Origin of the sequence: Rothia gullae (genome assembly GCF_024294905.1) — a bacterium.
Classification (GTDB): Bacteria; Actinomycetota; Actinomycetes; order Actinomycetales; family Micrococcaceae; genus Rothia.
The window spans coordinates 229,725-240,598 of record NZ_JANCOC010000001.1; the positions used below are offsets into that span (position 1 = coordinate 229,725).

6 protein-coding genes are annotated in these 10,874 nt (G+C 61.2%); 4 read left to right on the forward strand and 2 right to left on the reverse strand.

Annotated features, from left to right (window positions below):
- Positions 1 to 142: 142 nt before the first annotated feature.
- On the reverse strand, positions 143 to 1,144 hold the full coding sequence (locus NML54_RS01010; RefSeq protein ID WP_254755427.1) for a phosphotransferase: 1,002 nt from the start codon (positions 1,142 to 1,144) through the stop codon (positions 143 to 145).
- A 327-nt stretch (positions 1,145 to 1,471) separates the two neighbouring features.
- On the opposite strand from NML54_RS01010, the gene NML54_RS01015 reads away from it, so the two are divergent.
- A complete protein-coding gene (locus NML54_RS01015) occupies positions 1,472 to 3,436 on the forward strand; it encodes an ATP-dependent helicase (RefSeq protein WP_254755428.1) in 1,965 nt (654 codons plus the stop codon).
- Positions 3,420 to 4,073 carry a M48 metallopeptidase family protein gene (locus NML54_RS01020; RefSeq protein WP_254755430.1) on the forward strand — a complete coding sequence of 218 codons (654 nt, stop codon included), beginning with the start codon at positions 3,420 to 3,422 and terminating at the stop codon, positions 4,071 to 4,073. The genes NML54_RS01015 and NML54_RS01020 overlap by 17 nt, the downstream gene beginning before the upstream one ends.
- 162 nt (positions 4,074 to 4,235) lie before the next feature.
- On the opposite strand, the gene NML54_RS01025 is transcribed toward NML54_RS01020, so the two are convergent.
- On the reverse strand, positions 4,236 to 5,699 hold the full coding sequence (locus NML54_RS01025) for a zinc-dependent metalloprotease (RefSeq protein ID WP_254755432.1): 1,464 nt from the start codon (positions 5,697 to 5,699) through the stop codon (positions 4,236 to 4,238).
- A gap of 297 nt (positions 5,700 to 5,996) precedes the next feature.
- Here NML54_RS01025 and NML54_RS01030 point away from each other — a divergent pair, with 297 nt between their 5' ends.
- On the forward strand, positions 5,997 to 7,220 hold the full coding sequence (locus NML54_RS01030) for a YlbL family protein (protein WP_254755434.1): 1,224 nt from the start codon (positions 5,997 to 5,999) through the stop codon (positions 7,218 to 7,220).
- A gap of 207 nt (positions 7,221 to 7,427) precedes the next feature.
- Entirely contained in the window at positions 7,428 to 10,580 is a 3,153-nt protein-coding gene (locus NML54_RS01035) for a UPF0182 family membrane protein (protein WP_254755435.1), read from the forward strand.
- Positions 10,581 to 10,874: the final 294 nt, after the last annotated feature.

Consider the following 10,874-nt stretch of genomic DNA (forward strand, 5'->3'; position numbering starts at 1 on the left):
TAGTTCAGCCCCGCAGTGCAGTACTGCGGGGCTGAATTGAAAACCTAGCTGAACCGAAAACCTATGCGGCAGGTGATACCCTGGCTGGCGACAGCCTGGCGGCTACTTACCCTATGAGCTACTCGGCGGGGCCGACCAATATCTATTCGGCGGGGCCGACCAGTGGGTCGACCTCCTCCTGTCCGAGTAGTTCGCCGGAGGCACGCAGGTCGTCCTGAATGTCCAGGAGCATGGACACCGCGTGGGTTGCGCCGTCGCGGTCGCCAACCTCCACGGTGTGGGTGAGCCACTGGGCGATCGCGAACTCTGCGTAGAAGTTCGCGCGCTGCGCCAGGTAGGCGTCGGGCAGCTGAGGCATCTGCTGGCGGTACACCTCGATTGCCTCGTCAGTGAAGTCGATGTCCAGGCAGGAGTACAGCCACGCGAAGTCCTGCGCGGGGTCGCCCACGTGCACCTCGGACCAGCCGGTGACCTCCACGATGCGCACCGTCGAGGGCGTTACGTGCAGTACGAGGTTCTCTGCACCCATGTCACCGTGAACCACACGCGGGCGGAACTGCCACATGGGTCCGGGAGAGAGCACGGTACGCCAGTGCGCGAGCAAGTCGGCGGGCACCTTGCCGGTTGCGGCGGCACGCTCGAGCTCGGCGTTCTTGCGCAGGCGAATCTGCTCCGAAGAGTAAGAGGGCAGGTCGGCTTCGTAAATGATGTCTTCGGGCATCACGTGCAGGGTCGCGATGTCCTTGGCGATGATGGGCGCCAGGGAGGGGCGGTTCGCCGCAACTTCGCGGCGGCTCAGCTCGGCGAGCTGGTCCACGTCGTAGATGGTGCCGGGGATGTGCGTGTACACGAACACGTTGCCGCCCGCGTAGGGTACGGTGCTGGCGACGGTGGGTACGGCGAAGGGCAGTCGGGCGCGCAGACCGGGGCTGAACGACTGCAGGATGAGGTGTTCAGCTTCCAGGCGCATGCTGGCGTCGGGGCGGCGCGGGGCGCGCACTCGCCAGCGGCGACCGGTGGAGTCGGCGATGATTGCAGAGTCGAAGTCGTCGCTGTCTTCGCGGACCGGTTCGGCGCCGACGGGGTAAATCCCGGGCACTCCGGCGGAGACGATGGCTGCTAGCTGAAGGGGAGATAAAGTCACGGGTTAAGGTTACCAAACCAATGTGTGCCGTTTAGTAGTTTTTAGGATCTTTATGCCCAGTGGGGAAGATACTCGTGGGCAAGCCTCAACGTGCTCGCCTGCGCGGCCTGTCGAGCTTCTACTAGCCCACTCCAAAAGAGGCGGGTTCCTCACGCCCTGAATGAAAGCAACAGCCAAGAAGCCGCGGCGGGTCTGGAGAACACAGCCTGGGAGAATACAATGGAAGACCGGCTATCACCGCCTCGCATACACGCATACACACATGCCCGTATGCCTGCGCGAGCGCACGCCGACTGCCCGTACCGCCCGCCTTACTGATGGAGCATTATGATCGCCACACCTCAGCAGCCTCAGCATATGATCTCCGCAGATGATATCCTTGCCGGGCTTGACCCTGATCAGCGTGCGGTCGCCACCGAGCTGGACGGCCCCATGCGCGTGCTGGCGGGTGCCGGTACCGGTAAGACCCGCGCGATTACGCACCGCATCGCCTACGGTATTGCGATTGGCCGATACCAGGGACCGCGCGTGCTCGCCCTGACCTTCACCCTGCGCGCGGCGGAGGAGATGCGTACCCGCCTGCACCAGCTGGGTGCGCACGGTGTGCAGGCGCGTACCTTCCACTCGGCGGCGCTACGTCAGCTGGCGTATTTCTGGCCGCAGGTGGTGGGCGGCACGTTCCCGTCCATCGTGCAGAATAAAGCAACGCTCATTACGGAGGCGGCGAACCGTCTGCGCATCAGCACGGACCGTTCCCTGCTGCGTGATTTGGCGTCGCTGATTGAGTGGGCGAAGGTTCAGCTGCTCACCCCGGATACCATCATGCAGCGTCTGAGTGAGAAGCAGCTGCCCTCGGCGGTTACCCCGCAGAATATGCAGCGTATTTTCCAGGCGTATGAAGATTTGAAGGATGAGCGTAACCTCATCGACTTTGAGGACGTGCTGCTGCTGACCATCGCCATGCTGGAGGAAGACGAGAAGCTCGCCGCGACCGTCCACAACCAGTACCGCCATTTTGTGGTGGACGAGTACCAGGATGTGTCCCCGCTACAGCAGCGTCTGCTGGATGTGTGGCTGGGTGGCCGCGACGATATTTGCGTGGTGGGCGACGCTTCCCAGACGATTTACTCTTTCACCGGTGCGACTAGCCGTTACCTGCTGGATTTTGCGCGCCGGTACCGTGGTGCGCACACGGTGAAATTGACCCGCGACTACCGTTCCCATTCGCAGGTGGTGGAGTTGGCGAACCGTCTGTTGGCGGCGCGTCGTCCGCATCCGGATTCGAGCCGGCATTCGTGGGCGCCGCCGCTGGAGCTGATGTCTCAGCGCGGGCCCGGCGTGGATGTGGAGTGGTTCGGCTACGCGGATGATGAGCAGGAGGCCGCCGGTATTGCCGAGGATATTCGCGACCTTATTGAGAAGGACGGCGTGCCGCCTTCGGAGATTGCGGTGCTGTTCCGCACGAACGCGCAGTCGGCGGCGATTGAGTCTGCGCTGGCTGCCGCCCATATTCCGTACCAGCTGCGCGGCGCGGAGCGTTTCTTTGAGCGCCCCGAGGTCAAGCAGGCGATGCTTGCCCTGCGCGGTTCGGCGAAGTCCACGGACGGTACCGAGGACGTCACCCGCTACACCCGCGATGTTCTCGGCGGTCTCGGCTATAAGGAGGAAGGCCCCCTTTCGGGAGGGGCCACCCGCCAGAAGTGGGAGTCTCTCGCCGCCCTGGTACACATGGTGGACCTGATGGCGCAGCACCGCCAAGAGCAGTTTCAGGAGTACCGTGCGAACCCGCGACCGGGCGTGCCCGAGCCGCTACCTTTGACCATGCACGAGGTCGTGGCGACCCTGAACCACCGCAGCGAATTCAACGACGCACCGCAGGTCAACGGCGTAACTCTCGCCTCCCTGCACGCGGCTAAGGGCCTGGAGTGGGACGCCGTGTTCCTGTGCGGCCTGAACGAGGGCCTCATACCCATTACTTTTGCGACCACTCCGGACGAGGTGGACGAGGAGCGCCGCCTGCTGTACGTGGGTATTACACGCGCCCGCAAGTACCTGTGGCTGACCTGGACGATGACCCGCACCGTGGGTGGTCGCGGTCAGCGTAAGCGTTCGCGTTTCCTGGACGATATTGATCCGGCGAAGCGCCGCCGCAGGACTGAGAGCGCCGGCTCCTCGTATAGCCAGGCTCACGTGGCCCAGGCTCGCTCGGCACAGTCTCGTCCGACTCAGCCCCGTGCCGTACAGCCCCGCCGTTCGTCGAAGGGAAGAGGAAATTATGGCTCAGCGTTTTAAGCGTGAGATTCTGCCCGCCACCGAGGACCGCCCGCAGATTGAGCTGGTCCGCTCGGCGCGCCGCACCCGCACCATCAGTATGCAGCGCGACGGCGTGGACGAGCACGGCAACCCCGCCTACCGTCTGCTCATTCCCGCCGCCAGCACGAGTGAAGAGATTGACGAGCATATCGTCCGCCTGCTGCCGCGCATTCAGCGTCGTACCGCCCGCCGTGAGCGTGTCGCGCAACTGACGGTCACGGACGAGTACCTGCGCTCCCGCGCCCTGCACCTGGCGCAGAAGAACCTGCCGGAGCTGGTTGCCTCGGGCAGGCTCGAGAAGCTGTCGATTCGCTGGGTGAGCAACCAGCGTCAGCGCTGGGGCTCGGCAACCTACGCGAACATGCAAATCCGAATCTCCTCGGAGCTGCAGGGCATACCCGAGTACGTGCTGGATTCGGTGATTCACCACGAGCTTTGCCACCTGCTGCAGCCGAATCATTCGGCGGCGTTCCGTGCCCTGGAGGCGCGCTACCTGCAGCTGCTGCGGGCGCAGGCCTACCTGGAGGGGTACGCGCTGGGGCGCTCGCGTGCTGAAAGTGAACGGGCTGAGAGCGAACATGCTGAGGGTGAGCGCGGCGAAAACAGCACCGGCTAAAATCCAGCCGACTAAAGCGCTTCCCGAAAATCAAAGAAGCAAAAACCAAACGAAACACTCGAGCGGGGGTGGCTTGTACATTCACAAGCCACCCCCGCTCGAGTGTCAGCTATTTACTTTCGCCGCTCAGCTTTACTTCACTCAGTTTTATTTCACTCAGCGCTACTTTTCTTCGGGCGCGTCACCGAAGCCGCCGTCCAGCAGCTTCTGCAGCTCCGAGTCGAAGTCCACGTCGTCCATGCTGATTTCGTTCATGCGCGCATCGTATGCGGTGAAGTCTTCCAGCTCGGCGGGGGTGGGCAGAGTCTCCGGGGTGTCCCAGAGGCCGTCGCGGGCCTCAATGCCGTGGGAGTTTTCGTACCAGCGCCAGAACTGCTGTGCTTCACGCACCAGGCGCGGGCGCAGTTCCAGGCCGACCAGGTTCTCGAAGACCTGCTCGCTGGGACCGCCGTCGATGCGGCGGCGCGCCATGATTTCGGTCAGCTGCGGTGCCTTGGGCAGGTTGCGGGTTGCATCCTCGGTTACGACGGATACCCAGCCTTCGATGAGGGCGAGCAGACCCTCCAGACGCTGTACCGCCAGTTCCTGGTCTTCGGTGCGCTGGGGGCTGAACATGCCGCCTTCGAATGCTTCCTGTACGGCGTCGGGGTTGCTCATATCCACCTGGGATGCGGCGTCCTGCATGCGGTTCATGTCCACGCGGATGCCGCGGGCGTAGCGCGCCACGAGCTGAACCAGGTCTTCACGTAGCCAGGGGTTTGCTTTGTGCAGGCGGATCAGCGCCGATTCACGTACGGCAAGGTAGAGCAGGACCTCCTGTGGGGGCACCTCGATGGTGTCGGCGAGCTGCTGGTAGCCGTTGGGTAGCAGTGCGGAGGAGCCGGGCGCGAGGGGGAAGCCCACGTCGGTGGAGGAGTATACTTCACCGGCGAGCTGCGCAAGCGCCTGAGCCATCTGCGCACCAAAAATCACGGAACCAATGTTGTTCAAAAAGCCGCTGTTGAGAATCTGCGAGATTTCTTCGGGTACGTCTTCGGGTGCGCCGGGCATGACCATGGACTGGGTGACTTCGGCTGCGACCGGCTCGACCATTTCACGCCAGGAGTCGAACGAATGCTCAACCCATTCCGCTTTGGACCACGCCTGTACCGGGTGGTTGTGGCGTTCAATGGTGGTCACCGCATCCAGCCAGAGGTCTGCGAGGTTCGCCGCGTCTTCTACTGCGCGCTTGAGGTTTTCGGGTACGGAGGGGTCTTCGCCCATGGATGCGAGCATCTGGCGGGTCTGGTTCTTCACGTTGTCCCAGTTCACGCCGCTGGGGCTGTCGGATGCGCCCGCGCCGGAGAACATTGCCTGCACTTGCGCGAACATGCTCTGCATCATGGCGGGGTCAAAGCCCATGCCCATGTTCTTCAGGTCTTCGGGGTCGATGCTGATGCCGAAGGGGTTCTGGCCGCCTTCGCCGAAGAGCGCGCCGAAGGGGTTCTGTGCGTTGGAGGAGGCGCCCTTACCGCCCTGGCCGGTTGCCCCTGCGGAGGGGTCGAAGCCCTGCTCCTGCATCTTCTTAATGAATTCTTCGAGGGGGTCGCGCTCGTTGGAGGCGCCGCCGGTGGGGTTCTCAGACATGTGAAGCCTTTCGTAATCCGGGGGTGGGCGTAGCTGGCTCGCTCGCTGTCCAGCCTACCGATTTTTGCTGAGAATTTCCCGTACTGACTCTGTGGAGGCGGGTTAATCAGCTGAGGGCTCACAAGCTTGTCTCTGGCGCCGGGGTTTGGGAGCTTTTTCGTGCCGCTGTCACAGCGGGGTGCTGACACAGCGCGGCGCGGGTCAGAGCGTGAACGCCTCCTGGTTGCTCTATTTTTAGCGGGGTGACGGTGCCCGCGCGCGTGTTGAAAAGCAGGTTTATCCGGTACTGTAGAAACCATGACTAAGTCCACCTTAGATGCTGAGCAGCAGCCGAACGCCGCCTCCGCGAGCGTGAAGAGTATTGAGAAGGCGACCAAGCGCCGTTCGCGTTTTGCGCCGCGCCGCGTGAACTTGCGTTCGGTGAGTGCTGTGGCGACGTGCGCTCTGCTGGCTGGTGCTTTTGTTCTGCCCAGTTCCTATGTGAAGGAGGGCCCCGGCCCGCTCTTTGACGTGCTCGGAACCTATCAGGAGAAGGACGTCATTGAGGTTTCTGGCGCGCCCAGCTATAAGACGTTCGGCAAGATGAACATGACGACGGTGTCGGTTTCGGGCGGCCCGTACACGGAGCTGTCCGGCGCGGAGGCGTTCTACGGCTGGTTGGCGTTTGACGGTAACCGCAGCCTCGTGGTGCCGACCGATGCCCTGTACCCGCATGTGAGCCATGAGCAGGCGACGGCGGCTACCGGCGCGCAGATGGCTGATTCGCAGACTCAGGCGAAGGTTGCGGCAATGCGTCAGCTGAAGATGGCGGTGACCGAGAAGGTGCAGGTGCTTTCCACAGTGGAGGGTTCCCCGGCGGCGAGCGTGCTGAAGGGCGATGACCGCATCGTGAAGGTGGGGGAGAAGCAGATTGAGACTCTCACTGATGTTCCGAAGGCGGTAAACGCCTCGAATGGTTCGCCGATTGATGTGACCGTGGAACGTGGCGGCACGCAGCAGACGTTTAAACTGACCCCGGTTCGTGCCAGTGACGATAGCCGCTGGATTCTGGGCGCGGGTTTGAAGCAGAGCTATGACCTGCCAGCGCACGTGCAGTACAACCTGGACGGTGTGGGTGGCCCGAGTGCCGGTCTGATGCTGGCGCTGGGCACGGTCGATAAGCTGAGCGAGGGTACTCTGCTGGCCGATGAGGACGCCGGAGGCGACCCGTACCGCAGCTACATTTCGGGTACCGGCACGATTGATGCGAACGGCAAGGTCGGCGCAATTGGCGGCATCAAGTACAAGATTTTGGCGACGGGCCGTTACGGTGCGCGCTACTTCTTGGCGCCTAAGGAGAACTGCGATTCAATCGTGAAGATGCAGGCGCAGGACCCCGACCTGTTCAATTACTATCACGCCGGTCAGGTGCGAGGCACGATGGTGGTTGTGCCGGTGTCGACCCTGGATGAGGCGGTCAAGACGGTGGAGGCGATTAAGTCCGGCACCCCGGATGATTCCCTGCCCCGCTGCGGTTCCTAACATAACGTTTCTCTCTGCAAGGTTCTCACCCGTATAGAGTAGAAGTCAGCCCCGGTACTTTACGGTACTGGGGCTGTTCTGTGCCTTCCTTACCTCTTTTATCTGCCGTATTTCGCCGCGAGCTTCTACGAGGTTCTGCCCTTCTGCTGTACCTCTGAGATACTTAAAGGCAGTTATTTTCTCTGAACGTATGATGAGCGAGGAATTGTGTCTGAGTCGACCAATAACACCGCGCATCCCAAGCCGAAGAAGTCAACGCCTAAGCGTCGTAGCCCCCTGAGGGTGACGATTGCTGTGGTGGCGGTGCTCATTGCTGCTTTTGTGGGTGCGTCCCAGGTGTACACGGACTGGCTGTGGTTTGATCAGCTGGGTTATAGCACCGTGTTCACTACCCAGATTTTGTTGAAGGTAGCCGTTTTTGTGGTGGCTGCCGTGGTGATTGCTGTGCCGCTGTGGGCTTCGATGTCCTACGCGGTCCGTCATGCTGATGTGGCGCGGGCGTCCGAGAAGGAGCAGCAGGAGGGGCCGAACTCGAATCAGAGCGTGCCGACGAGCGGCACGGATGCTGCCGAGCAGATGCTGCGTGACGTGTTTGGCCAGCAGCGTGCTGAGGAGAGCATGCGCCGCTACCACGAGAGCGTGGATAAGGCTCGTAAGGTTCTGCTGATTGTGGTTCCGTTGCTGTTGGGTCTGTTCATTGCTGCGGCGACGATGACTCAGTGGAGCACCGTCGCGCTGTTCTTCAACCAGCAGTCCTTCGGTAAGACTGACCCGGAGTTCGGTCTGGATTACGGTTTCTTCCTGTTTGCGTTGCCGTTCTTCCGCATGGTGGTGACTTTGGTGACCTCCGCTGTGGTGCTGTCGGCGCTCGCGGGTTTGTTCATGCACTACTTCTACGGCGGTATTAAGGTGCAGCCCGGTGGGGTGAGTACCACGTCGGCATTCCGCCGTCACGCTGCGATTGTGGCGGCTGCGTTCTTGCTGACTCGTGCGGTGAGTTTCTGGCTGGATCGTTATTCGTCGACTCAGCAGCAGGTGGGCCGCTGGGCTGGCGCAATGTACACGGATGTGAACTCGTCGATCCCGGTGAATGCTATTTTGGCGATTTCTGCTCTGCTGGTGGCGATCATGTTTGTGGTGGCGGCTTCGATGAATCGTTGGCGTCTACCTCTGATTAGCACCGCGATGCTGGTGATTGTCGCTGTGGTTGCTGGCGGCCTGTACCCGTGGATTGTTCAGCGTTTCCAGGTTGTTCCGAATGAGCAGGGTGCTCAGTCGAAGTTCATTCAGCGCAATATTGATGCGACCCGTTACGCGTACGGTCTGGACAAGATAGAGACCACCCCGTATGACGCGACGATTGATACCCGTGCCGGTGCGTTGAGCTCTTCGAGCGCGACCATTGCGAATATTCGTCTGTTGGATCCGAATGTTGTGTCCTCGGCGTTTGCTCAGATGCAGCAGTTCCGTCCGTACTACCGTTTTGATTCGCAGTTGTCGGTGGACCGCTATTCGGTGGGTAACACTACGCAGGATACGGTGTTGGCGGCTCGTGAGCTGAACCCGGCGCAGACGAGCGGCGATTCTTGGTATAACCGCCACGTGGTGTACACCCACGGTTACGGCGTGATTGCCGCGTACGGTAACCAGGTGGATTCTGCGGGTAACCCGAAGTTCTTGCAGTCCGGTATTAAGGCGACCGGTTCCCTGAGCGAGGATTATGAGCCGCGTATTTACTTTGGCATGAGCTCGCCGGAGTATTCGATTGTGGGCGGTAAGGGCGACACCCTGGAGCTGGACCGTCCGCTTTCTGCTGAGGAAACCAACACCTCCGACGCGAAGTACACTTTTGCCGGTTACGGCGGTCCTCGCGTTGATTCGCTGCTGGCTCGCCTGTCCTACGCGATTAAGTTCCAGTCCTCTGACATTCTGCTTTCGGATGCGGTGCGTGAGGGTTCGCAGATTCTGTACGAACGCAACCCGCTGGATCGTGTGCGTAAGGTGGCGCCGTACCTGAGCGTGGATTCTAAGCCGTACCCGGCGATTGTGAATAACCGCGTGCAGTGGATTGTGGATGCCTACACTACGAGCGATCAGTTCCCCTATGCGCAGGGTAGCTCCCAGGATGCGGCAACTGCTGCGGGTGCTCAGCGTTCTAACTCGGTGAACTACATCCGTAACTCGGTGAAGGCTACCGTGGATGCGTACGACGGTTCGGTGACCCTGTACTCGTGGGATGAGGAGGATCCGGTGCTGAAGGCATGGCAGAGTGTTTTCCCTGGCACGGTGAAGAGCTACCGTGAGATGAACGCTTCGCTGATGAGCCATGTGCGTTATCCGACTGACATGTTCAATATTCAGCGCACCATGCTGAATAAGTACCACGTGACGAATGCGAATAGCTTCTACGCCGGTGACGATGTCTGGTCGATTCCGAATGACCCGACTAATGATCGTAACCAGCCGATTTCGCCCTACTACCTGTCCTTGCAGATGCCCGGGGATTCTCGTGCGCACTTCTCGTTGACGACCACGTTCATTCCTCAGCAGAGCGATTCGAACTCTCGTAACGTGATGTACGGCTTCCTCGCTGCTAATGGTGATGCCGGTACCGGTAAGGACGGCGAGCGTAGCCCCGATTACGGCAAGTTGCGTCTGCTGGAGTTGCCGCGTTCTTCGGTGGTTCCGGGTCCGGGCCAGGCTCAGAACATTTTCAACTCTGATGCTGAGGTGTCGAACCAGCTGAACCTGCTGCGCCGCGGTTCGTCTGAGGTTATTAACGGCAATATGCTGACTTTGCCGGTGGGCGGCGGCATGCTGTACGTTCAGCCGGTGTACGTGCAGTCGAGCGGTGACGCTAAGTACCCGCGTCTGCAGCGTGTGCTGGTGAGCTTCGGCGATAAGGTTGGTTTTGCTCCGACTCTGGAGGAGGCGCTGAACCAGGTGTTCGGTGGCTCTTCGGGTGCGAAGCTGGACGGTTCGGCGGCTAGCCCCTCGGCTTCTGCCTCTGGCTCCTCTGGTACTTCTGGTTCTTCGGGCGCTTCGACCGGCGGTTCGTCGGCTTCGCAGTCTTCGGAGCTGAAGCAGGCTCTGACGGATGCCTCGAAGGCGATGACCGATGCTGATGCGGCAATGAAGAAGGGCGACTGGGCTGCCTACGGTGAGGCTCAGAAGCGTCTGGAAGCAGCCGTGAAGAAGGCTCTGGAGGCTGAGGAGGCGCAGAGCGCGGCTTCCGCTAAGGCTTCGGCAGCGCCCAGTGCCTCTGCGGCTCCGAGCGCCTCTGCAGCTCCCAGTGCCGCGGCTTCTGCAAGCGCCCCCGCAAGCGCGAAGCCCAGCGCCAGCGCCTCGGCTTCTCGCTAAGACTAAGAGGCTAAGCCTAAGAGACAGCGGGGGAGTAGCCCATACCGGATGCTCACGGGTCTAGCGTCCTCGCTCTAGATCCGGGGCCTGCACTGGATACGGCTCCTACCGACTAGCTCTAGCGGTCTCTGCGGGAACATCTCTGCGGGAACGGGGTGGAAGTGATTCACTTCCACCCCGTTCCTGTATGTTCTACCCCTGGCACTGCCCCGTAGCCCCTATTCCTACCCAACTGCTTTCTACCCAACTGCTTTCTACCCAACTGCTTTCTACCCAACTGCTTTCTACCCAACT

What these genes read in the sequence shown, in the direction of transcription:
- NML54_RS01015 (WP_254755428.1), top strand. Translation starts at nt 1,472, where the DNA reads ATGATCGCCACACCTCAGCAGCCTCAGCATATGATCTCCGCAGATGAT.
- NML54_RS01020 (WP_254755430.1), top strand. Translation starts at nt 3,420, where the DNA reads ATGGCTCAGCGTTTTAAGCGTGAGATTCTGCCCGCCACCGAGGACCGC.
- NML54_RS01025 (WP_254755432.1), bottom strand. Translation starts at nt 5,699, where the DNA reads ATGTCTGAGAACCCCACCGGCGGCGCCTCCAACGAGCGCGACCCCCTC.
- NML54_RS01030 (WP_254755434.1), top strand. Translation starts at nt 5,997, where the DNA reads ATGACTAAGTCCACCTTAGATGCTGAGCAGCAGCCGAACGCCGCCTCC.